We start from the raw sequence: 21,653 nt of genomic DNA, 5'->3' as shown, positions 1-21,653 counted from the left end.
CCCTGTGTCTGACACCAAGTACTCCCCTCCGGTCCAGACCCCCGGCGATGTGAGTGCGGGTCCGGCGAACACGGGAGCGCGCTGGCCGCTCCCTGGCGGCGAAGGGCTCTTCACCCCGCGTTCGGGTCAGGAGCCGACGGCTCCCGCTCCCGCCCAGGAGCCGGAGCCCCGGGCCGAGGCGCCGAAGCGCAAGCGCGACCCGTACCTCGACAACGTCAAGTTCGTGCTGATCGCGCTCGTCGTCGTGGGTCACTCGCTGGTGCCGACGCTCGACGCCGACTCCAACCGGTCGCTCTACATCTTCATCTACACCTTCCACATGCCGCTGTTCGTGCTGATCAGCGGCTACCTGTCCAGAAACTTCTGGAACTCCAACGCCAAGACCAACAAGCTCGTCGACACCTTCCTGGTGCCGTACGTGATCGTCGAGGTCGGCTACGCCGCGCTGCGCTTCTCCCTCGGGCAGAAGTGGAGCCTGACGATCATCGACCCGGCGTGGCTCAACTGGTACCTGCTGGCGCTGCTGTTCTGGCGGCTGTCGACGCCGGTGTGGAAGCGGATGAAGTTCCCCGTCCCGGTGGCGATCGCGATCTACCTGTTCGCCGGGTTCTCCGAGATCTCCGGTGACTTCAGCATGGACCGGTTCTTCGGCCTGCTGCCGTTCTTCGTGATCGGGCTGGTCATGCAGCCGGAGCACTTCGAGCTGCTCGACCGCCTGTGGATCAAGATCGTCTCGGCCGTCACCATCGTCGCCGCGGCCGCCGTGGCCATCCTCATCGCGCCCAAGGCCCCGCTCGCGCCGTTCTACTACAAGAGCAGCTACGAGAAGATGGACCTGTCCTGGTACATGGGGCTCGGCGTGCGCACCGGGCTGCTCCTCTGCGGCCTGGCGCTCTGCATCGCGGTGCTGGCGCTGGTGCCCAGAGGCGAGACGTGGTACTCGGATCTCGGCACCCGCACGCTCTACTGCTACCTGCTCCACGGCATCCCGGTGCTCATCGCCAAGGACCAGGGCTGGCTCAACCTGCCGTGGCTGCACGGCCCGCTGGGCACGCTGGCGATCAGCTTCAGCTGTTTCGCGCTGGCGATCGTGCTCTGCCTGCCGGAGACCCGGACGGTCTTCAAGTGGGTGCTGGAGCCACGCCTGACCTGGCTCTACCGGCGTCCTTCCAAGCGTTAAGCGGTAGTTCCTCCCGCATTCACGCCGCCGCCCCCGCAGGCGCGGAGCATCGGACGCATGCGGGTATGCGTCGCCACCGTCGTCCACCATCCCGAGGACGCCCGGATCATGCATCGGCAGATCAGGGCGCTGCTCGACGCGGGCCACGAGGTGACCTACGTCGCGCCGTTCACCCAGCACAACGTGACCCCGGCCGCGGGACTCGCCGCCGTCGACGTGGCCCGCGACGCGGGCCACGGCCGGGCCAGGACGGCGCTCCGGCGCGGCGCGCGGGGTGCCGACCTGCTGATCGTGCACGACCGGCGCCTGCTGCGCGCGCTGCCGTACCGTCGCCAGCCGGTCGTCTGGGACGTGCGCGAGGACGTCTCCGAGGCCCGTCTGGCGCGGGCGGCCCGCCGGTGCCACCTGATCACCCCTGAGGTGGTGCCCGAGGCCACGTTCGTGTCCACGGACCCGCCGCCGCCCGGTGACACGCGCGTGGTCCACCTCGGCCGGCTGTCGGCGGCCACGGGCGTGGGCGAGCTGATCGGCCTGGCCCGGCGGCTGGCCCCTCATGGCGTCCGGATGGACCTGATCGGCCCGGCCGACCGGGAGGCGCGCCCGCTGCTGCGCGACGCCCAGCGGGCCGGCCTGCTCGACTGGTTCGGCCACGTGCCCAACCGGCACGCGCTGCGCATGGCCGAAGGCGCCCTGGCGGGGCTGTCGCTGGCCGACCCGGCGGTGACCCGCGTGCCCACCAAGATCCTCGACTACCTGGGCCGCGGCCTGCCCGTCGTCACCACCCCGCAGGGCGCGGCCCTGGTGGATCGGGCCGGCTGCGGCGTCGTGGTGCCCCTGGACGTGGAGGCGGCGCTCGACGCGGTGCTGGACCTGAAGGAGAGCCCGGGGCTGCGCCGGTCGCTCGCCGCCCGCGGGCACGCGCACGCCCGGGCGCACCACCACTGGCCGGACCACGCCCCGGCGTTCGTGGCGCGGATGGAGGGCTGGGCGGGCGTCGCCGCCGGCGCCCGGTCGTTCGCGGTACAGAGCCGGTCCATGGGGTGATGGTCACGGCGTTGCGGGGTTGATGTACTAGGACTTATGGCATCGCATCTGATCCAGGGCCGGACGGTGACCATGCCCGTCCGGGTGAGGGACGTGATGGTGTGCGGCGCTCTCTACCTGGTCCGTGCCGACGCCGCGCGGGCCGTGCTCGCGTACTCGGGGCTGGACGTGGCCGAGGTGCTGCCCGGCAAAGCCGTCTGCGTGCTGGTGTTCGCCGACTACCGCGACGGTGATCTCGACTCCTACCACGAGTTCGGCATGGCGTTCCTGATCCGGCGGCCGGGCGCGGCGGGGTCGGTGGGGCTCGGGGATCTCAGGAACGCGGCCGCGTTCGTCCACTGGATGCCGGTCGACCAGGGGTTCACGCTGGAGGCGGGGCGCTCGCTGTGGGGCGTGCCGAAGGAGCTGGCGGACATCGACCTGCGGCTCGGCACCCCGTACAAACGGTGCATCCTGCGCAGGGACGGCAGGCTCGTGCTCGACATGCTGGTCAAGCCCGGCACCCCGCTGCCCGGCCCGGGGCCGCTGGTGACCCTGGACGCCTACACGCACCGCGACGGCCGCACCCGGCGCATCCCCTGGTCCGTACGGACGCGCGGGATCCGCGTGCGCCCCGGCGGCGCGCTCATCCGCCTCGGCAACCATCCCATCGCCAAGGAGCTGAGCGAGCTGGGCCTGCCCAGGCGCCCGCTGCTGGCGGGCACGGTCGCGCACGCGACCATGACCCTGGACGAGGCCGAACCGGTCTGACGTGAAGGGGTTCGGGATCTGTGCTGCCCGCGTCCAAGAGGCTGGAGCGACGTCCTAGACGGGTGCCGCGTACAGGGAGCGGCTGGCGACGTAGACCATCTTGTCGGTGACCACCCGCTCGTGAATCTCACCGTCCGTGCGAAGCCGCCATCGCGCGCTCCCGGTGACCGCGTCCACCGCATACAGCCAGTAGAGGTGATCGCTGGCGACGTAAACCGTTCCCCGAGCGAGTACGGGCGTCCGCATCCCCGTCCCCCGGACGCTGAAGGTCCACCGCTCATCCCCGCTGGCCGCCTCCACCGCGTGGAGGACGCCGTCGCGTCCACCGAAATAGGCCACCCCGTGCTCCACGACCGGCTGGGAATACAGGTTGCCACCCGTGTCGACATGCCACAACTCCTTGCCCGAGGCGCCATCCACCCCGCAGAACCGGCCGCTGTCGGCAGCGAAGCAGACCACCTCGCCGGACACGACCGGCCGCGAGGGGGCACCTGTGGTGATGATCTGCCACTTCACCTCTCCGGATTGGGCGTCGACGGCATACAACCGGCCGTCGCCGCGGAGGTACAACGTCCCTTCGGCCAGCTCCAGCGGCGAGGGGCGTTGATCCGGGATGGTGAACTTCGTCAGCACATCGCCCGAGATCGGGTGGAGCCCGCATACCTGCTCCTCGTAGTCGAGGAGATAGATGGCCCTCCTCGTCAAGACCGGTTCGTCGCTCGAGACGTACCCGAACCGCCACATCTGCCGGCCGGTGTCGGCACTCACCGCGTACAAGTGCCTCAGATCCCGGGTGTAGACCACGCCGTCTTGCACCTGAACAGGACTGGCCTTCGAGATCGCCTCGCAGTCGAAATGCCACAGCTCGCGGCCCGTTGCTCCGCTCACGGCATAGAGGCGCTGGGGCTTGCGGAGGTCGCTGAAATAGACGGTTCGACCGTCCGTCACCATCGAGTTCACGCGAGAGCGGAGGCGGAACGACCACCGTTCGCGGCCGGTGGCCGGATCCAGGGCGTACAGAGTCGAACGCACATCGGTGTAGAGCAGCCCGTTCGCGACGACAGGAGAGCCCGCCCCGGCCAGCTTCCACTTTTCCGCTCGCTGCGAAGGCGGTGGTGAGGCGAGGAACCGCGTGCCGGCGACGCCGGCCGCCAGCGCACCGGCCGCGGACAGGCCGAGCAGAACGCGTCGGCGGGTGGGACCGCGCCGGTCGCCTCCACCGGCTGGAGGCGGAACGATCAGCGCCCTCGTCGGAGTCGGTGGCGGACCCGGCCGCTGCACGTGCTCCGTTCGCGCGTCCGGCCGATCGGCCACGGGAGTCATAGCGCGGCCCCGCACGATCTGCGCGACCGCCTCCGGTAACCAGGAGACTCCGGTGAACTGCGTGGCCGGCGCCGGGCGCCCGTCCGGCCAGGCGGCCCCGGTGAGCTCGTCGATCAGCTCCGTCGTGGTCGGCCGGGCTTCGGGCCGCTTGGCCAGGCACCGTTCGACCAGACCTCGCAGCCCGGGCGGCAGCGCCTGGAGATCGGGGTCCTGGTGGACCGTGCGGTACCACAGGCCCTGCCAGGAACCGGCTCCGAACGGTCCGGACCCGCTGGCGGTGAACGTCAGCACCGCTCCCAGGGAGAACACGTCCGAAGCGGGCCCGACCGGGTCACCGGTCAACTGCTCGGGAGAGACGAAGCCGGGAGTGCCCACCGCCATACCGGTCTGGGTCAGCCGGGTGCCCTCGATGGCCACCGAGATGCCGAAGTCGATGACGCGGGGTCCGTCAGCGGTCAGGAGCACGTTGGACGGCTTCAGGTCCCGGTGCACCACGCCGACCGAGTGAATCGACTGCAGGGCCTCCCCCAGCCCCACGCCCAGTGCCAGCACGGAGTTCTCCGGCCACGGACCATGAGCGGACACCGCGTCGTCCAGCGACATCCCCGGCACGTAGGCGGTCGCCAGCCACGGCGGGTTTCCCTTGGGCTCGGCGTCCAGCACGGCGGCGGTGAAGAAGCCGCTCACGGTGCGGGCCAGCGCGACCTCGCGGGCGAACCTGTCCAGGAACGCCTGGTCATCGCCGAGCTCCGGGCGTACCACTTTCACCGCTACAGCCCGGCGGCCGCCTCGGGAGTACCCCAGATACACTCGGCCCATCCCGCCCGCGCCGAGCCGCGCCACGAGCCGGTATGGGCCTATCCGTTGCGGATCCCCCGGCTGAAGCCCTTCCAACGCGCCCACGCGTCCACTCCTCCCAGACCCCCGTCCGACAGATCTCACTATGCCGGTACGGCGAGCCCGCGAACAGACGGCCTGTCGACCACGCACTCGGACGGTCCCGGGGCAGCCTGTCAACCAAACCGCGCCCGGCCCGCGGAGGTGAGCGTGGACTCCATCGTGGTGCGTGCCCATCAGCATGCCTGGCCGGCAAGGCGACAGCCCCTGCTTCCGGCGCGTGCTGGAGGGTGTGCGCATTCCACGCCGCGGGCTGGGCCGTCCCAGCGAACGTCCCGGGCGCGTACTGGCCGACGCGGCATCGACAGGATGAAGGACCACCGTGCAATGGCTCTTCGCACCGACAAACGTGAGCGCATGTACCAGGCGTTAGAGAGGTGCTCGTCAATGAGTGAGAGGACGAGAAGACGTGGATGTGTATGAAGCCGTGGACAGTCGCCGGGCCGTGCGGGCGTTCAGCGATGAGCCCGTGCCCAAAGAAGCGCTTGAACGCGTGCTGACCGCGGCGACGCGGGCTCCATCGAGCGGGAACCTCCAACCGTGGCATCTGTACGTAGTGGCCGGTGAGCCCTTGGCCGAGCTGAAGAAGCACGCGACGGCCAGGGCACTGGCCGGAGACCCGGGCGATGAGCGGGAGTATCCGATGTACCCGGCAGACCTGGCCTCACCGTATCTGGACCGCTTCTCCGCCGCTGCTGCCCAGCGGTACAAAGCGCTGGGAATCGAGCACGACGACCCCGACAGGCCCATGAAGATCGCCGCTTTGAACTCGGAGGCGTTCGGGGCGCCGGTTGTACTGTTCTGCTACCTCGACCGGATGATGGGGCCCGGGCAGTGGGGGGACGCGGGGATGTACTTACAGACGGTCATGCTGTTGCTGAGGGCGGAAGGGCTGCACAGCTGCCCCCAGGTGATGTGGACCATGTATCGCAAGACCGTCAGCCGCATAGTCGGAGCCGATGACAGGCTCGCACTGTTCTGCGGTGTCTCGGTGGGGTTCGAGAAGGAAGGCGTGCCACGGCTGCGTACCGAGCGCGCGGAAATGACGGAAACAGTGAGCTTCATCGGAGCGTGACCGTCAGGCGGTCAAGATCTACGGGACGGACCCCTAGGTACGGCTGAAGGCGGCCACGCCGGCTCGCCAGGCGCCGTCGAGGTCGGCGCCGGGCGGGAAGCGGCCGTCGAGCTCCAGCATGACCATGCCGTGCGCGAAGGCCCACACCGCGCGCGCCGCCACTCTCTCCCCGCCCATGGCCCGCACGACGGGCAGCGCGGCCCGCTCCTCCAGCCCGTCGGGCAGCCGTTCGCGCGGCAGCGGCCCGGCGCTCATCAGCCGGTAGAGGTGCGGGTGCGCCAGCGCGTAGGCGCGGTAGGCGCCGGCCAGCGCCTCCAGCTCGTCCTTGGCCGCCTCCAGCGCCCGCGCCAGGTCGCGCATGGCGAGGGCGATCACCTCGGCCTCGACGGCGGCCTTGTCGGGGAAGTGCTTGTAGAGCGAGGGCGCCCGGATGCCCAGGCGCTCGGCCAGCGCGCGCATGGTGAGCGCCTCCGTCCCGCCCTCCTCGACGAGGCACACGGCCGCCTCAACGATCTGCCGTGACCGCTCTGACACGCCTGCTCCCGTCCCGCTCCCGCAATCCGTACCCGAAGGCGCGATCGGCGGCGACGTGCGCCAGCCAGGCCAGCCCTGCGGTCCACGTCGGCACTCCGCCGATCGGCACGAAAATGTAGCCGACCAGCAGCAGGAGCGGCACCCAGGCCCGGTGCGCCGCGTTGTAGAACGGCACCGCCCGCGGTGAGATCCGCCCGCCGCCGCCCTCTCTCGCCCCGATGAGCATGGTCAGGTCCGGCAGGATCAGGAAGGCCAGCGCCGACACCCCGGCCATCCAGCCGTGCTTCACGGCCTCGAAGACGATGAAGGCCAGACAGAAAACCGCCAGCCCGCCCCAAGCCACCCTCATGACACCCTCCCTCAGCTAACACTGTTAGCCTAATGCTAACGCTGTTAGCCGTCAAGCCGGAAAAAGCCCCCGCCGGAGGACGGGGGTTTCCAGGCCCTTCAGACGATGGGCGGGCGGCCCAGTTTCACCATGCGCCAGGCCGTCTTCCAGGCCATCGGCCGGCGCTCGCCCGCGGGCGTGCGCAGCCCTTCGAAGAAGCCGGTGAACCAGGCCTTCAGCGACTCTTTCGAGCCCCGCTCCCTGATCAGGGTCAGCACCACCCAGTCGAGCAGGTAGAGCACCGCCAGCGCCCACGGCAGGTTGCGGCGGGCCAGCCACACGCGGTTGCGCGCGTTGAGCCGGAAGAAGTCGGCGTGACGGGTCGGCGGCACCTGCGGGTGGTACATGACCGTCTCGGCGTCGTACTCGATCCGGTATCCCTCGCCCAGCAGCCGCCAGGCCAGGTCGGTCTCCTCGTGCGCGTAGAAGAACCGCTCCGGCAGCCCGCCCACCTGGAGGAAGGCCGAGCGGCGGACGGCCGAGGCGCCGCCCAGGAACGTCGTCACCGGCGAGCTGCGCTCCGGGTCGCCGGCGCGCAGGCGCGGGACGTGGCGGCGCTGGCCGATGCCGCCGTCGGGGTCCATCACCCGGAAGGAGATGACGGCCAGGTCGGGCTCGGTGGCGAAGCGGTCGCGGACGTGCGAGGCCACCTTCTGGTTGGCGTACCAGCCGTCGTCGTCGAGGAACAGCACCACGTCGCCGGAGCACTCCTCGACCCCCCGATTACGGCCGGCGGGGATGCCCGTATTGTGGGGGAGCCGAATCGTTTTGACGGTCGCCGACGAACCAGCGGGTGGCGTCGCGGACAGCTCGGGCACGTCGGCGCCGTTGCCCACGATCACCACCTCGACGTCTCCGTCGATCTGGTTGAGCGCGGACGCGACCGCCCGGTCCAGCTCCGCGACCCGGTTTCCCATGGTGAGGATGACGCACGAGATCTTCAACGAATCATCGTCCTGACGCGTTGAGAGCACGGGCGGAGCAATCTTTCATGATCACCGAGTCTGCTGGTTCGCATATTTCCTGATATTGGTGGAGCTAAGCGTATCGGAACCGGTAGTGAACCCCCACCGAACCGCCAATGTCCGATCAATAGGACGGACGAGGGCCGCCGCCGGTTCCGGGAATCGCATCACGCCAGCCGCCTCGACGCGAGAATGCTGACCAAATGCAGGACAACCTGTAGCCCGGCCGCGACCACACAGGCCACCACGAGCACCCGGGTGGCCAGCAGATCGCCCCGCACCACGTCGATCACCGCCGTCGCCAGCGCGAGCAGCGACAGCTCGATCGGCTGCACGATCCGGTGGAACCCGGTCGCCGCGAGCACCCGCCGGCCCAGCCCCAGCAGCCCCGAGCGGAACTGCACGGCCGCCGCCTCGGTGGCGGCGGGCAGGCCTCCCTTCGCCCGCGCCACCTCCACCAGGTCGGACTCGGCCTTGATCAGGATTGCGCCGAGCGCCGCCGCGAAGCCCAGCACCGTGTACCAGTCGGGCAGCACGGCCGACGCCCGCCAGCCGAGCCCGGCCAGCAACGCCGCCTCGGTGAAGTAGGCGCCGACGCGGTCGAGGTAGACGCCGGTGAGCGAGGTCTTGCCGGTCCACCTGGCCAGCTCGCCGTCGGAGCAGTCGAGCAGCAGGTAGACCTGCACCAGCAGGGCGGCTCCCACCGCCGCCCACAGCCCCGGCAGCGCCACCACCACCCCGGCCGCGACCCCCGCCAGCGTCATCACCCAGGTGAGCTGGTTGGGCGTGACCGGGGTCTTGGTCATCAGCCAGGTGACGTAGATCGACAGCCTGCGCATGTAGAGCACGCCCGCCCAGTGCTCACCGTTGCGGCGCTCCAGATGACCGGCGGGCTGGGCGACCCCGCGCAGCTCAGCGACCGAAGGCCCGGACATAGTCCTCCACCCGATCGCGGATCTCGGAGTCCTGCAGGCGCAGGTGCTCAAGGATGGTGTAACGGCCGGGGCGGGTGGACGGCGCCAGCACCACCGACTCGGCGAACTGCTCGTTGCTCAGCCCGATGTCGCCGGGCAGCACCGGCAGCTGGTGGCGGCGCAGGCAGTCGGTGACCTGCCGGAGTCGCACCTGGTCGTCCCGCAGGAAATAGCAGAACGCGGTGCCGATCCCGGCGAGCTCGCCGTGGTTGGAGGTGCCGGGGAAAAGCTGGTCCACGGCATGCATGATTTCATGGTCTCCACCGCTCGCGGGCCGAGATGACCCGGCGACCACCATCGACATGCCCGACAAAATCAGCGATTCGGCCAGCACGGTCAGGAACGCGTCGGACTCGATGGAGTCGGTCCGGCCGAGCAGCGCCTCCGCGGCGGTGCGCGCCATCGAGCAGGCCAGCCCGTCGATCGGCTCGCCCCGCTCGACGTTGCTGAGCTGCCAGTCCTCGCACGCCGACAGGTTGCTGAGCACGTCGCCGACGCCCGAGCGGACCAGCGCCTGGGGCGCGTTGTGCACGAAGTCGAGGTCGACCAGGACCGCCAGCGGCATCGGCACGCCGAAGGTGCCCTTGCCGCCCTCGTACAGGAGAGAGGCCGTCGGCGAGCAGATGCCGTCGTGGGACAGGTTGGTGGCGACGGCGACCATGGGGATGCCGGCCAGTGAGGCGGCGTACTTGGTCGTGTCGATGGTCTTGCCGCCGCCGACGCCCACCACCACCTCGTAGGCGCCCTTGCGCAGGTCGCCGCCGAGGGAGACGGCGGCCTCCACGCTGCCGTCGGAGACGCGGAACACCTCGGCCTCGTCCAGGGTCGGCGCGATCAGGCTCTCGATGTGGTCGCCCTGGCCGGGGCCGACCGCGACCGCCACCCGGCCCGAGGTGGCGACCCTGCTGTCGGCGAGCAGCGCGCCGAGCTCCGCGACGGCACCGCGCCTGACCTCCATCTGGATCGGCGCGGGCAGCATCCTCGCTAGAAGCGGCATCCGGCCCCCTCAGTAGCGGACGGCGATGGTGCGGGCCTTGGCCAGGTCGTCGTGGTTGTCCACCTCGACCCAGTCGACCTCGCCGATGGGGGCGACGTGGATGGCCTCACCGCGCTCCACCATCTCCTGGTAGCCGTCCTCGTAGTAGAGCTGCGGGTCGCGCTCGAAGGTGGCCTGGAGCGCGTCGGCCAGGCGCTCGGCGGCGCCGGGCCGGATGAGCGTGGCCCCGATGTACTCGCCGTAGGCGTCGGACGGGTCCATCAGCTTGGTGATGCGGCGCAGCGACCCCTCCTCGGAGAGCGTCACCTTCATCTCCTCGTCGGCCAGCTTCTTCACGTCGTCGACGGCCAGCAGGATGTCGCTGGTCTCCGGCGCGGCGAGCAGCGTCTTCTCGACCGACACGGGGTGCACGGTGTCGCCGTTCACCAGCAGCGCGCCGCGGGCGAAGTAGTCGCGCGCGCACCACAGGGAGTAGGCGTTGTTCCACTCCTCGGCCTTGTCGTTGTGCACGAGGGTGAGCTCGACGCCGTGGCGCTCCTCGAGCTCGCGCTTGCGCTCGTGTACGGCCTGCGCCGCGTAACCGACGATGACCACGACCTCGCGCAGGCCCACGGCGGCCAGGTTGCGCAGCGAGATGTCCATGATCGTGGTCTCGCCGTCGACCGGCACGAGCGCCTTAGGCAGCGTGTCGGTGTACGGCCGCAGGCGTCGTCCGGCTCCAGCGGCCAGCACCATTCCCAGCAACGTGCACTCCTCAGTCGAGCATGACTACGTAGGCCCAAAGGTTAGTTGGCTTTCGGCCCCGTGCGGGTAATCCGCCGCTAGTCTTGCGTTCCCGCCTCGGCGGCGCGCGCTCCGGTCCTGGGCGCGGCGAGCCAGCAGGTGAGGCTCTCCCAGCCGAAAGCACCCCAGAGATACGCGGCCAGCAGCGCGAATCCGCCGGTCGCCCAGGGCACGAGCGCGAACGCGCCGAGCACCAGCATCCGCCCCTCCCAGCCGAGGCCGAGCGCCGACAGCCAGGGCGGCGGGTAGACCTGCTGGCGCAGCCGGTAGACCAGGTCGTAGTGGTGGAAGGCGACGGCGCCGAGCAGCAGGAAGATGAGCACCGGCGGCACGTCGTGGGCGAAGCCGCAGGCGGCGATGAAGGCGTACTCGATCGCCCGCAGCATGGGCGGCGCCACCCAGTCGAACCGGCCGTCGTGCGGGTGGGAGCTGCCCGGCCCGGCCAGCAGCAGCGGCACCAGCGGCGCGAACACCGCCAGCCCGCCGGCCCCCGCCACCCCCATCAGCAGCAGGATCCCGGTGACGAACGCGGCGGCGACCAGCGGCGGCAGCGGCGGGAGCTGCCCGGCCACGAGCATGCCCATGCCGCGCGAGAGCGGCCCGTCGTCGCGGTAGGTGACGACCTTGCCGCGCGGCACCGGGACCATGTGCACCGGACTCATTCCACGGACCTCACCATCCGGCCGGCGAGCTGGTAGACGGCGGCGACGCCGCCCCAGCCGAGCAGCGCCACGAATGTCACCCGGGCGTCGAACAGCGCCGCGGTGACGGCGATCAGGGCCGTCCGCTCCCCGATGGGCAGCGCGAAGATCTTGCGCAGCCAGTGCACCGCCGAGCCGTGCCGCACCCGCTGGGCGATCCTGAGCAACCCCTGACGGGGACGGCCGCGACCGGCGTCGGCCGGCTCCAGCAGCGAGCGCACCGGTCTGGCCCACAGCGCGCCGACCTGGCCGGCGTCCCAGACCGATCCGGCGTACGAGAAGTGGATCGAGTGCCGGACGGCCTGCAGGATCATCGCCCCGACGGCGAGGTACCAGATCCCGTCCGGGTTGCCGCCGGAAGGATGGGTGGCCACGTAGCCGAAGGCCAGGCCGACGTAGACCGCGTACTCCTTGAGCCGGTCGGCCATCCCGTCGGCCCACGCGCCGAGCGGGGTGAACCCGCGCGTGTAGCGCGCGAGCTGGCCGTCGAGGCAGTCGAGCGCGAACGACAGGTAGAACAGCACGGCCCCGGCCACCATCGCGCCCCGGGTGCCGGCGGAGAACCAGATCGCCGCCAGCCCGGCCACGGCGATCGAGATGCCGGTGACGGCGTTCGGGGTGAGCTTGCGCGCGTGCGCGCGTTTGATCAGGTGGCGGGTCCACGGGGAGACGAAGTACGAGGCGAAGAAGCCGTCGTCGGACTTGACCGCGCCGTCGAGGCGCACCTCGTCCTCGTCCACCTCGGCCAGCCGCTCGATCGCGGCGTCGGCGGAGGCCTGCCCGGTGACCCGCGAGGAGTGGAGCGGCCCGAGCGGCACCGCGCGCACCGGCGCCCCCGACCTCACCACCCCGACCAGCAGCAGGTCGACGGCCTCCAGCGGGGTGACCGGGCCGAGCCGGCCCGAGTCCGCAAGCTCGGCCAGCTCCTCGGCGACGTCGGCGAGCGCCCCCAGGTCGGCCTCGCCGACCTGCATCACGCCCGCGAACGCGGCGTTGGCCTCCGGCACGGTGTGGAACGAGCTGCCCGCCGCGGTGATCCGCCCGCCCTCGGCCCGGAGCGGCGGCCGCATCGGGCCGATCGCGGTCTCGCCGGCGACCAGCGCCCGCGTGTCGCGCGCCGGGTGCTCCAGCAGCATGGCCAGCGCCTCGGTGTGGGCCACCAGGTCGCCGGGCAGCAGCGCGACCGCTCCCGCCGCCACGCGCGCCAGCTTGGCGACGCCGCGCAGGTCGGCCGGGAGCCCGCCGGCGGACGTCAGCGTCTGGACCTCGCGCACCCGCAGCGACGTGAGCTGGTCGGTGAGGCGGTCCAGGAGCGTGCCCTCGCGGCAGCCGAGCCGGCACGCGGGAGTCGTGGCGAGGAGCACCGCCGAACTGGCCGTGCCGCTCGCCGGGAGCGGGTCTGTCAAGGCGCGGGTCCTCCCGTTTGATGAGGGAGCGCGTGGCACACAGCGTAGCGATCTGTCCACGCGATAGCACGGACCAGGACCGTTACCCTCGAACTATGATTTCTCGGCGGCCCTCCATCGGCGTGGTGCTCGCGGGCGGCGTCGGTCAGCGTGTCGGCCACAGCGAGCCCAAACAGCTCATCAAGCTCGCCGGGCGGACGATCTTGGAGCACACGATCGCGCTGTTCGACGCCTCCCCCGACATCGACGAGATCGTCGTGCTGATGACGCCGGGGTTCGTGGAGCCGGTGCGCGAGCTGGTGCGGCGGTGCGGGTTCGGCAAGGTGACCGCGATCGTCGAGGGCGGGGCCAGCCGGACCGAGAGCACCTGGCGGGCGTTGCGGGCGGTGGGCGAGCGGGAGTGCGACGTCCTGCTGCACGACGCCGTGCGGCCGCTGCTGGAGCCCCGGATCATCGCCGACTGCGTGCGCGCCCTGGAGACGTACGAGGCCGTCGAGGTGGCCATCCCGAGCTCCGACACGGTGCTGGTGGCCGAGGGCGACATCGTGCGCGAGGTGCTCGACCGGTCGCGGCTGCGCCGGGCGCAGACGCCGCAGGCGTTCCGGCTGTCGGTGATCCGCGAGGCGTACCGGCGGGCCATGGCCGACCCGGACTTCGCCACCCGTCAGGCGACCGACGACTGCGGCGTGGTGCTGCGCTACCTGCCGGAGGTGCCGATCTACCTCGTGCCGGGCAGCGAGCGCAACATGAAGGTCACCCATCCGCTCGACCTGTCCATCGCCGACCAGCTGCTGCGGCTGGCCGCCGCCGGCACGCCCGCCCCCTCCCCCGCCGACCGCCGGCGCGTACTCGGCGGCCGCACGCTCGCGGTCTTCGGCGAGGCCGCGCCGCTCGCCGCTCTGGCCGGCGAGTGCGGCGCGGTGGTGCGCGCCTTCCCCGCCGAGCTGGCCCGTACGGAGGAGCCGGCGGCCAAGGCGCTGGCCGAGGCGGGCCAGGTGGACCACGTGATCCACCTGGCGGGGACGTGCGCCGGCGAGCTGGCGGGAGCGGACGCGGACGGGCTGGCGCTGGCCTATCTGGGGGCGGGGAACGTCGCCAGGGCGGCCTACCCGGTGCTCGGGGAGAGCGGCGGCGCGCTCGTCCTCCAGGCGGGCGGCGGCGACGGGAGCGTCGCCGCGCCGGTCCGGGCGGCCACCGCGGAGCTGGCGCGGGCGCTGGCCGCCGAGTGGGCGGCCGGCGGCGTCCGGGTCAACGCGGTGCTCACCGGGCCCGGGACCGGAGGCGCCGAGGCGGCCCGGGTCTGCCTGGACACCCTGGTCTCCGGCCTGACCGGGCAGGTCGTCGAGACCTGAGCGGGCGTAGGGCGCCGCCTCACCGGTGGACGGCGAGGCGGCGCGTGAAGGTCAGCGAGGCGGGCGGGCCAGCTTGCGCGGGCTGGTGAGGAAGCCCCAGCCCCACGACATGTGCATGGTCGCGTACACGACCGGCAGCCGCAGCTTGGCCGCCCACGACAGCCCGCTCCCGGTCACCACCGACCCCGCCACGATGGCCGCGGCGTAGCCGCCGGGGACGATCAGCGCGAGCGGGAGGAACGGCGCGGCCACCAGCCCCAGCAGGATGGCCAGCACGGCGGCCGGCGGCGCGAGGTAGCGCAGGTTGATCGTGCCCTCGTGGGTGCGCGCCACCACCCGGCGCCACCTGCCGTAGTGGAAGTACTGCTTGGCCAGCGCCTTGACGTTGGGCCGTGGCCGGTAGGAGACCCGCATCCGCGGCTGGAACCACACCAGGCCGCCGGTCTGGCGGATGCGGTGGTTCATCTCCCAGTCCTGGGCCCGCTGGAAGTGCTCGTCGTAGCCGCCGACCCGGTCGAGCGCGGATCGCCGGAACACGCCGAGATAGACGGTGTCGGCGGGCCCGGCCGTGCCGCCGACGTGGAAGGCCGCCGCCCCCACCCCGATCTTGGAGGTCATCGCGCACGCGACGGCCTGCTCGAACGGGCTGACGCCTTCGGCCGCCATCACGCCGCCGACGTTGTCGGCGCCTGTCTCGTACAGGGTCTCGACCGCCACCCGCAGGTAGTCGGACGGGAGCATGGCGTGGCCGTCGACCCTGGCGATGATGCCGTTGCGGGAGGCGGCGATGGCGGCGTTGAGCGCGTTGGGGGTGCGGCCCGTCGGGTTGGGCACCACGGTGACCCGGCGGTCGGCGGCGGCGATCGCCTCGGCGACCTCTTGTGTGCGGTCGTGTGACGGTCCCACGGCGAGGACGACCTCGATCTCACCCGGATAGTGCTGGGCGAGCACCTGGTCGACGGCTTCGCGGAGATGGCGCTCCTCGTTGAGGACCGGCATGACGACGGAGATGGGGGGCCAGCCACGCGTCTCCGCTGGCGCGTGCGGCGAGTCGGGGAACTGCTTCATGGCGGGGCTCACGCTACTGTACGACCACGGGAGGACGGCAATCGAGAGCGCAATCCTCCGGCAGCAGGAGGGGGGCGGCCATGCGCGACCCAGGCGAGGAGGACGCCGGGGTGATCGTGGGCGGTGACGCCTACGGCGGCGTCAAGCTCGCCGCGGGGCGGCGCAGACCGCGCAAGAGCGCCCGGGTGCGGCGGCGCAACGCCGTCCTGGCGGGCCTGCTGTCCACGGGCGTGCTGATCGGCACCGGAGTGGTCTGGGCGACGCCGCGCCAGATCGGCACGGTCGACGCGGGGGTCGAGGAGACCGCGCCGCGCGGGGCCGAGAACATCCTGCTGGTGGGCGTCGACAAGCGCGACGACCTCACCCGTAAGAAGCAGAACGAGCTCAAGCTCGGTCGCGAGTCGGGCCAGCGCACCGACACCATGATGGTGATCCACCTGTCGGAGGACCACAGCCGCATCACGGTCGTGAGCCTGCCGCGCGACACCTGGACGGCGATCCCCGGCAAGGGCGATCACAAGATCAATTCGGCCTACCAGTTCGGCGGCCCGAAGCTGACCGTGCAGGCGGTCCAGCAGGCCACCGGCCTGAAGATCAACCGGTACATCGAGGTCAACGTGCTGGGCTTCATCGACGTGGTCGACTCGCTCGGCGGCGTCACGGTCTGCACCCCCGTGCCGATCAACGACCCGAAGACCGGGCTCAACCTCGCCGCGGGCACCCACGAGCTGCAGGGCGTGCAGGCGCTCGGCTACGCCCGCACCCGCGCCACCGCCCGCTCCGACCTCGACCGGATCGACCGCCAGCAGCAGGTGATCTCGGCCCTGCTCAACCGCGCGCTGAGCGCCGACACGCTGGCCAATCCGGCGAAGCTGGCCTCGTTCGTCAACACCACGCTCGGCACGATCAAGGTGGACCCCGACGACGGGCTGCTCGGCCTGGCCACCCAGCTGAGGGACGTCAAGCTCGACAACGTCCAGTTCGCCGACGTGCCGCTGGCCGACGTCGACTACCGCACGCCCACCGGCGAGTCGGCGGTGCTGTGGGACAAGGCGAAGGCGCGCGAGCTGTTCCGGGCCATCGAGGCCGACCAGGACCTGGCCAGGCCCACCCCGGCGGCGAGCCCGTCGGCCAAGACGTCCGCCAAGCCGACGACGGTGCCGCCGCAGCAGGTGACGGTCAGGGTGCTCAACGGCACGCTGATCAGCGGGCTGGGCGCCCGGACGCGGGCCGGGCTGATCGCCTACGGGTTCCGGGTGCCGGAGACCGCCGGCAACACCGCGCGCAAGGACCACAAGAAGACGGTGGTGCGCTACGGCCCCGGGCAGGAGGCCGCCGGGCGCACGGTCGCCGCCGCCATCCCGGGGGCCGACCTGCGACAGGCGGACGTCAAGGAGATCGAGGTCGTCCTGGGCGCCGACCAGCCGAAGGTGGCCAAGCCCAAGGCGAGCACGTCGCCGTCGGCCCGGCCGAGCTCTTCCCCGACCGCAGAAACGGCAAGCCAGAACATCTGCAAGAAATAGGTTAACAATCCCCCATCAGGGCAGCCTTTTCCCATGGTGGTCAGGTGTTGGCAGGAGGATCTGTGCACGGTTCTACGCATTTCCGGTGAACTCGACGTGGCAGCCGCTCCCCGGCTCCGCGCCGAGCTTGAGCCGGTCCTGTCCACCCCGGGCCCGCTCCAGCTCGTCATGGACCTGAGCGAGGTGCCTTTCTGCGACTCGGTGGGGCTGGGCGTGCTGGTCTCGACCCTCAACCACGTGCGGCGCACCGGCGGCAGGCTGATTCTGGTCCTGCAGGACGGCATGATCAGCCACCTGCTGACGATCACCAACCTCGACCGTCACTTCGAGACGAGCCCTTCGCTCGCCGACGCGCAGGCCGCGCTCGGCACCGCGGCGTAGCCCGCGCCGGGCGTGCGAGATGATGGCGTCGTCGTCCCTTCGCCTGTGGAGGCATGCGCGTTGTTCGACGAGTTCCCCGAGCCCGCACGCTCCCAGCTCGTCTCCGCCCACGACGAGGGCAGGACACGGCCGGAGTGGTGTTTCGTGGAAGGCCCCGTCCGGCTGGCGTTCTGGGCGCCCTTCGCCGGCGCAGAGCCGGTGCTCGTCTGGCAGTTCGAGCCGGGCCCCGACCCCGCCGCCGCCGCACGCCTGCTGCGCCGCGCCCTGACCGCCGCCGGGTTGTCGAAGATCATTCATGACATCCCGCTGCCGCCCGGCCTGTCGCCGCTCGTCGACCGGGCGGTGCAGCACGAGTCGCTGACCGGCGCCGGGTTCACGATGGAGGTCGAGCGGCTGCTGCTCGAATGGCGGCTCGGCAGCGACCTGCCCGCCGACCCCGGCCGGCTGACCTACCGCCCGGCCCGGGAGCTCGACCCCGCCGAGGTGCTCGACCTGCTGGTGCGCATCTCGTACGGGTCGCTCGACTACGACACCCGGCTGGAGCTGGCGACGGCGGGGGCCGAGCACGAGGCCCGCTGGATGTACGACGACCTGATGAACCGCAAGGGCAAGCCCGGCTGGTTCGTGATCGGCTATCTGGGCGACGAGCCGGTCGGCCTGGTCGCGCCCGACGACCACTCGATCGCCTACATCGGGGTGGTGCCGGAGCACCGCGGCCGCGGCTACGTCGACGACCTGCTGGCCCGCGGCACCCGCACGCTCGCCGAGGCCGGGGTCGAGCGCGTCGTGGCCGCCACCGACGTGGCCAACGCGCCGACCGCGGCGGCGTTCCTGCGGGCCGGATACTCCGAGGTCGGCCGCTTGTTCCGCTACTACTGGCGCGCGGCCGGGTGACGGGCGCGCCGACCCGGGAGGCGTCATGAGACTGGGCGTGATCTTCGACAGGGACCTGCCGCCCGAGCGGCTGGTGCCGGTGGCGCGGGCGCTCGACGGCCTGGACCGGGTGGACGACCTGTGGGTGGTGGAGGACCTGGGCTGGACCAGCGGCGTCTCGTCCGCCGCCACCGCCCTGGCCGTCACCTCCCGGCTGCGCGTCGGCATCGGCATCGCCCCGGCGCCGCTGCGCAACCCGATGCTGCTGGCCATGGAGCTGGCCAACCTCGCCCGGCTGCACCCCGGCCGGCTCGCCGCCGGGATCGGTCACGGGGTGCCGGCGTGGATGGCCCAGGCGGGGGCCGCCGTGCCGTCGCCGCTGGCCCTCCTGGAGGAGACGATCACGGCCGTACGGGCGCTGCTCCGGGGCGAGACGGTGACCATGGCGGGCCGGTCGGTCCGGCTGGACGGGCTGTCGCTGGTCCATCCGCCGCACGTGGTCCCGCCGGTGCTGGCGGGCGTGCTGCGGCCCCGCTCGCTGGCCCTTTCAGGACGGGTCGCCGAGGGCACGATCCTGCCCGAGGGCTTCGGCCCCGACCGGATCCGGCAGGTGCTCGGCCAGATCGCCGCCACCGGCGATCATGAGCTGGCCGCCTTCACCTATCTGCACGTGGGGCCGGGGTTCCCCGACCGCTTCGTGGCCGAGCAGGCGACGTTCCTGGGCGTGGCCGAGGCGGAGGTGGGGATGGCGGTCGGCACCGCCGACGAGGCCGCGGCGCACGTCAAGGCCCTGTGGGCGGCGGGGGCCGGCACGGTGCTGGTCCGTCCGGTCGCCGCCGACCCGCTCCCTCATGTGACGGCCCTGCTCACGGCTCTCTGACTCGCTTCCGCGCCGGTCAGTCGTTGTCGTTGTCCTGGCCGTCGTCCTGGTCGTCGCCGTCCTGTTGGGTGGTGTTGACGACGTCCGGATCGTCGTCGCCGTCGTCGCCACCGCCTCCGCAGGCGCCGGTCAGCCCGAGCACGGCCGCCATCGCGGCGCTCGCGAGCATCGCCCTGTGACTCCTTCGACGCAGCATGCGCATCTCTCCCCTATCAAGGTCTTTACTGTCGTTTCCCCCTTTATCCACCGAAGGCTCGGTTTAACGGGAGGAAGGTCACCTGCAAGCGGCTTCTCTCACTCTGAGGACGACATGGAGGTGTCCTCATGAACAAGCCAGGCAAGCTGTCGTCCCTGTTCTATGCCCTGCTCGCGATCCTGTTCGCGGGCCTGACGGACGGTGATCCGACCTCGGCCACGGATCTGGTCGAGGGACCGCTGCACAAGGAGCCGGAGCGCGAGAAGGCGTCAGGCGGTGGATCTGCGGAGCCTGGCCCGTAGCGCCCGCCGCGCCACCGGACCCAGATCGTCGACGACCTCGGCCAGCACCGCCAGCCGCTCCAGCGCGTCGAGCGCGGCCTGCCCGCCCGCCGGGTCGACGCCCTCGTACAGCTCCAGCCCGATGAACGCCGCGGCGACCGCGCGGGCGAGCCCCTCGACGTCGGCCAGTTCGGCGACCGGGGAGCCGGCCAGCAGCCGCTCCAGCGTCCGCTCCAGCCCGCCGATCCACAGCTCCAGCGCGGCCGAGGTGGCCTCGGCCAGCGCCGGGTCGGCCTGCGCGCCGGCCAGGAACTGGGCGAGCACGGTGACGTTGCCGGCCGCCCGCTCCTCGGCGTGCACCCGCCGGCCCAGGTCGAGCAGCTCGCGGAGGCTGGTGACCTGCTCCATCCGGGCCAGGAACGGCGCCACCCTGGCCTCGGTGGCGGTCAGGCACGCCTGCTTGAGCAGCTCGGGCACGCTGCCGAAGTGGTAGAAGACCAGCGCCTGGTTGACCCCGGCGGTGGCGGCGATCGTCCGCGCGGAGACGCCGGCGATGCCGCGCTCGCGCAGCGTCGTGATCGCGCCGTCGATCAGGCGCTGTCGGGTGTCGGCCATGCCGACCATCATCGGGCACACAGGTACGGGCGAGAGAGCGCGAGCGCCACCGCGGTGAGCGCCGCCCCGGCGAAGACCGGGGCGAGATGCCAGAGATCCAGATACCCGATGGCGCCGTGGGCCGTGACGGCGGGCACGAACCCGGCGACGGCGGCCACCGCCAGCGACCACCACACCCAGCCCTCGCCGCGCCGCCACCCCCAGGCGCTCAGCAGCGTGATCGCCGCGCCGGCCGCCAGCAGCGCCCCACCGAACCCGGCCCTGTCGCAGCGGCTGGTACGTCCAGTCAGGCATCGATCCCCCGGATTTGAGCGACTGCTCAACCAGTAAAGCCTGATTTGAGCAGTCGCTCAACTATAGAAGAACGACCGGTCGTTCATATAGTCTGGGGACATGACACACGACGGACGCCTGCTGCGCGGCCGGCGCAGCAGGGAGGCGATCCTTGCCCAAGCCGTCCGCCTCGCCTCCATGGAGGGCCTCGACGGGCTCTCTCTCGGCCGCCTGGCCACCGCGCTCGGCGTGAGCAAGTCAGGCTTCTTCACCCACTGGCGCGACAAGGAGCACCTCCAGCTCGACGCCATCGAGTGGGCCTACCGCCAGTGGACCGAGCGGGTCGTCTCCCCCGCGCTGCGCGCGCCGGTGGGCGTCCGGCGGCTGTTCGCCCTGCACGAGGCGCGGCTGCGCTTCTACACCGATCGGGTGCTGCCCGGCGGATGCTTCTTCCTGGCCGTGCAGACCGAGTTCGACGACCGGCCCGGCGTGGTGCACGAGCGGGTCTCACAGGCCCTGCACGACTGGCTGGCGCTCGTCCAGCGCCTCGCCGCCGAGGCCATCACCCGCGGCGAGCTCCGGCCCGACGTCGATCCCGCCCAGCTCGCGTACGAGATCGAGGCACTCGGCGAGTTGGTCGTCACCCACTCCCGGCTGCTCGGCGACTCACAAACCCTCACCCACTCGCGCCGCGCCGTCCTGCAGAGGCTGCGCGCGCTCTGCCCCGACCCTTCACTCCTACCGGAGGACTGAATGACCGACGAAGGACATTACGAGCTCGTCCACGTCCATTTCGACGACCTGGACGTCATGGGCCTGCTGCACAACTCGCGCTACGCCCTGCTGGTGGAGCGCGCGATCGCCGCCTACTGGAGCAGGCTCGGCTGGACGCCGGACCCCGCCACGTCGGCGTTCAAGGACGTCTCCTTCGCCGTGCGCGAGTTCAAGATCGCCTACCGGATGCCCGTCATGGGGGCGGGCGAGCTGGCCGTGCGCCTGTGGATCGAGCGGATGGGCAGCTCCAGCGTGGTCTACGGCTTCCTCGTCCTGTCCGCCGACCACGAGACCACGCACGCGGAGGGCTACCGCGCCAACGTCAACCTCGACCCCGCCACGTTCCGCCCCACCCCGATCAGCGCCGAGTCGCGCGCCGCCGCCGCGCCCCTCTTCCTGCAGGCGGCGGTGTCGTGACAT

25 protein-coding genes are annotated in these 21,653 nt (G+C 71.5%); 12 read left to right on the top strand and 13 right to left on the bottom strand.

Annotated elements, in window-relative coordinates:
* The first annotated feature begins 4 nt into the window (after nt 1-4).
* From ACGFI7_RS03690 to ACGFI7_RS03680, 3 genes are read left to right on the top strand one after another with little or no spacing between them, the layout of a single operon-like run.
* Entirely contained in the window at nt 5-1,180 is a 1,176-nt protein-coding gene (locus tag ACGFI7_RS03690) for an acyltransferase family protein (protein ID WP_393398660.1), read from the top strand.
* 57 nt (nt 1,181-1,237) lie between these two features.
* Nucleotides 1,238-2,224 carry a glycosyltransferase gene (locus ACGFI7_RS03685; RefSeq protein WP_393398658.1) on the top strand — a complete coding sequence of 329 codons (987 nt, stop codon included), beginning with the start codon at nt 1,238-1,240 and terminating at the stop codon, nt 2,222-2,224.
* A 36-nt stretch (nt 2,225-2,260) separates the two neighbouring features.
* Nucleotides 2,261-2,974: an acetoacetate decarboxylase family protein gene (locus ACGFI7_RS03680; protein ID WP_393398656.1), complete on the top strand. Its 714-nt coding sequence runs from the start codon at nt 2,261-2,263 to the stop codon at nt 2,972-2,974.
* 54 nt (nt 2,975-3,028) lie between these two features.
* Here ACGFI7_RS03680 and ACGFI7_RS03675 read toward each other — a convergent pair whose 3' ends face one another.
* Nucleotides 3,029-5,200, bottom strand: coding sequence for a PQQ-binding-like beta-propeller repeat protein (locus tag ACGFI7_RS03675; protein WP_393398654.1), 2,172 nt, complete (start codon nt 5,198-5,200; stop codon nt 3,029-3,031).
* A 403-nt stretch (nt 5,201-5,603) separates the two neighbouring features.
* On the opposite strand from ACGFI7_RS03675, the gene ACGFI7_RS03670 reads away from it, so the two are divergent.
* Nucleotides 5,604-6,269 (top strand): nitroreductase, encoded by a 666-nt coding sequence (locus ACGFI7_RS03670; protein WP_393398652.1) that lies wholly within the window; start codon nt 5,604-5,606, stop codon nt 6,267-6,269.
* Nucleotides 6,270-6,302: 33 nt separating this feature from the next.
* Here the strand turns inward: ACGFI7_RS03670 and ACGFI7_RS03665 are convergent, their stop codons facing one another.
* The 8 genes from ACGFI7_RS03665 to ACGFI7_RS03630 form a co-directional block, all read right to left on the bottom strand.
* On the bottom strand, nt 6,303-6,803 hold the full coding sequence (locus ACGFI7_RS03665; RefSeq protein WP_393398650.1) for a TetR/AcrR family transcriptional regulator: 501 nt from the start codon (nt 6,801-6,803) through the stop codon (nt 6,303-6,305).
* Complete coding sequence (locus ACGFI7_RS03660) at nt 6,775-7,152, bottom strand: DUF4260 family protein (RefSeq protein WP_393398648.1); 378 nt, start codon at nt 7,150-7,152, stop codon at nt 6,775-6,777. Before ACGFI7_RS03660 ends, ACGFI7_RS03665 begins: the two co-directional genes overlap by 29 nt.
* Before the next feature lie 98 nt (nt 7,153-7,250).
* The gene (locus ACGFI7_RS03655) at nt 7,251-8,135 is read right to left on the bottom strand and encodes a glycosyltransferase family 2 protein (RefSeq protein WP_393398646.1); all 885 of its coding nucleotides are present in this window, start codon (nt 8,133-8,135) and stop codon (nt 7,251-7,253) included.
* Nucleotides 8,136-8,323: 188 nt separating this feature from the next.
* The gene (locus ACGFI7_RS03650; protein ID WP_393398644.1) at nt 8,324-9,091 is read right to left on the bottom strand and encodes a CDP-alcohol phosphatidyltransferase family protein; all 768 of its coding nucleotides are present in this window, start codon (nt 9,089-9,091) and stop codon (nt 8,324-8,326) included.
* A complete protein-coding gene (locus ACGFI7_RS03645; RefSeq protein WP_393399599.1) occupies nt 9,069-10,109 on the bottom strand; it encodes an iron-containing alcohol dehydrogenase family protein in 1,041 nt (346 codons plus the stop codon). The genes ACGFI7_RS03650 and ACGFI7_RS03645 overlap by 23 nt, the downstream gene beginning before the upstream one ends.
* Before the next feature lie 27 nt (nt 10,110-10,136).
* Nucleotides 10,137-10,871 (bottom strand): sugar phosphate nucleotidyltransferase, encoded by a 735-nt coding sequence (locus tag ACGFI7_RS03640; RefSeq protein ID WP_393398642.1) that lies wholly within the window; start codon nt 10,869-10,871, stop codon nt 10,137-10,139.
* Between the two features lie 77 nt (nt 10,872-10,948).
* Nucleotides 10,949-11,572, bottom strand: coding sequence for a DUF5941 domain-containing protein (locus ACGFI7_RS03635; protein ID WP_393398640.1), 624 nt, complete (start codon nt 11,570-11,572; stop codon nt 10,949-10,951).
* Nucleotides 11,569-13,017 (bottom strand): CDP-alcohol phosphatidyltransferase family protein, encoded by a 1,449-nt coding sequence (locus tag ACGFI7_RS03630; protein WP_393398638.1) that lies wholly within the window; start codon nt 13,015-13,017, stop codon nt 11,569-11,571. The genes ACGFI7_RS03635 and ACGFI7_RS03630 overlap by 4 nt, the downstream gene beginning before the upstream one ends.
* A 95-nt stretch (nt 13,018-13,112) precedes the next feature.
* Between ACGFI7_RS03630 and ACGFI7_RS03625 the strand changes: the two genes are divergently transcribed.
* Nucleotides 13,113-14,369: an SDR family oxidoreductase gene (locus ACGFI7_RS03625; RefSeq protein WP_393398636.1), complete on the top strand. Its 1,257-nt coding sequence runs from the start codon at nt 13,113-13,115 to the stop codon at nt 14,367-14,369.
* 51 nt (nt 14,370-14,420) lie between these two features.
* On the opposite strand, the gene ACGFI7_RS03620 is transcribed toward ACGFI7_RS03625, so the two are convergent.
* Nucleotides 14,421-15,437: a glycosyltransferase family 2 protein gene (locus ACGFI7_RS03620; RefSeq protein WP_393399596.1), complete on the bottom strand. Its 1,017-nt coding sequence runs from the start codon at nt 15,435-15,437 to the stop codon at nt 14,421-14,423.
* 80 nt (nt 15,438-15,517) lie between these two features.
* Between ACGFI7_RS03620 and ACGFI7_RS03615 the strand changes: the two genes are divergently transcribed.
* The 4 genes from ACGFI7_RS03615 to ACGFI7_RS03600 are packed head-to-tail and all read left to right on the top strand — an operon-like array spanning nt 15,518 to nt 19,094.
* Nucleotides 15,518-16,960 carry an LCP family protein gene (locus ACGFI7_RS03615; protein WP_393398634.1) on the top strand — a complete coding sequence of 481 codons (1,443 nt, stop codon included), beginning with the start codon at nt 15,518-15,520 and terminating at the stop codon, nt 16,958-16,960.
* Between the two features lie 33 nt (nt 16,961-16,993).
* Complete coding sequence (locus ACGFI7_RS03610; RefSeq protein ID WP_393398632.1) at nt 16,994-17,341, top strand: STAS domain-containing protein; 348 nt, start codon at nt 16,994-16,996, stop codon at nt 17,339-17,341.
* Between the two features lie 60 nt (nt 17,342-17,401).
* Nucleotides 17,402-18,235 carry a GNAT family N-acetyltransferase gene (locus ACGFI7_RS03605; RefSeq protein ID WP_393398630.1) on the top strand — a complete coding sequence of 278 codons (834 nt, stop codon included), beginning with the start codon at nt 17,402-17,404 and terminating at the stop codon, nt 18,233-18,235.
* A 25-nt stretch (nt 18,236-18,260) separates the two neighbouring features.
* Complete coding sequence (locus tag ACGFI7_RS03600) at nt 18,261-19,094, top strand: LLM class flavin-dependent oxidoreductase (protein WP_393398628.1); 834 nt, start codon at nt 18,261-18,263, stop codon at nt 19,092-19,094.
* 16 nt (nt 19,095-19,110) lie between these two features.
* On the opposite strand, the gene ACGFI7_RS03595 is transcribed toward ACGFI7_RS03600, so the two are convergent.
* A complete protein-coding gene (locus tag ACGFI7_RS03595; RefSeq protein ID WP_393398626.1) occupies nt 19,111-19,263 on the bottom strand; it encodes a hypothetical protein in 153 nt (50 codons plus the stop codon).
* 155 nt (nt 19,264-19,418) lie between these two features.
* Here ACGFI7_RS03595 and ACGFI7_RS03590 point away from each other — a divergent pair, with 155 nt between their 5' ends.
* Nucleotides 19,419-19,592, top strand: coding sequence for a hypothetical protein (locus ACGFI7_RS03590; protein ID WP_393398624.1), 174 nt, complete (start codon nt 19,419-19,421; stop codon nt 19,590-19,592).
* On the opposite strand, the gene ACGFI7_RS03585 is transcribed toward ACGFI7_RS03590, so the two are convergent.
* Both ACGFI7_RS03585 and ACGFI7_RS03580 read right to left on the bottom strand, forming a co-directional pair.
* Nucleotides 19,560-20,186 carry a TetR/AcrR family transcriptional regulator gene (locus tag ACGFI7_RS03585; protein ID WP_393398622.1) on the bottom strand — a complete coding sequence of 209 codons (627 nt, stop codon included), beginning with the start codon at nt 20,184-20,186 and terminating at the stop codon, nt 19,560-19,562. The genes ACGFI7_RS03590 and ACGFI7_RS03585 overlap by 33 nt on opposite strands.
* An 8-nt stretch (nt 20,187-20,194) precedes the next feature.
* Nucleotides 20,195-20,509, bottom strand: coding sequence for a hypothetical protein (locus ACGFI7_RS03580; RefSeq protein ID WP_393398620.1), 315 nt, complete (start codon nt 20,507-20,509; stop codon nt 20,195-20,197).
* A gap of 70 nt (nt 20,510-20,579) precedes the next feature.
* On the opposite strand from ACGFI7_RS03580, the gene ACGFI7_RS03575 reads away from it, so the two are divergent.
* Nucleotides 20,580-21,212 carry a TetR/AcrR family transcriptional regulator gene (locus tag ACGFI7_RS03575; RefSeq protein ID WP_393398618.1) on the top strand — a complete coding sequence of 211 codons (633 nt, stop codon included), beginning with the start codon at nt 20,580-20,582 and terminating at the stop codon, nt 21,210-21,212.
* Nucleotides 21,213-21,650 (top strand): acyl-CoA thioesterase, encoded by a 438-nt coding sequence (locus ACGFI7_RS03570; RefSeq protein ID WP_393398616.1) that lies wholly within the window; start codon nt 21,213-21,215, stop codon nt 21,648-21,650.
* The last annotated feature ends 3 nt before the right edge of the window (nt 21,651-21,653 follow it).

Origin of the sequence: Nonomuraea sp. NPDC048826 (genome assembly GCF_043198225.1) — a bacterium.
Taxonomy (GTDB): domain Bacteria; phylum Actinomycetota; class Actinomycetes; order Streptosporangiales; family Streptosporangiaceae; genus Nonomuraea.
This window is presented reverse-complemented; position numbering and strand designations above follow the sequence as displayed.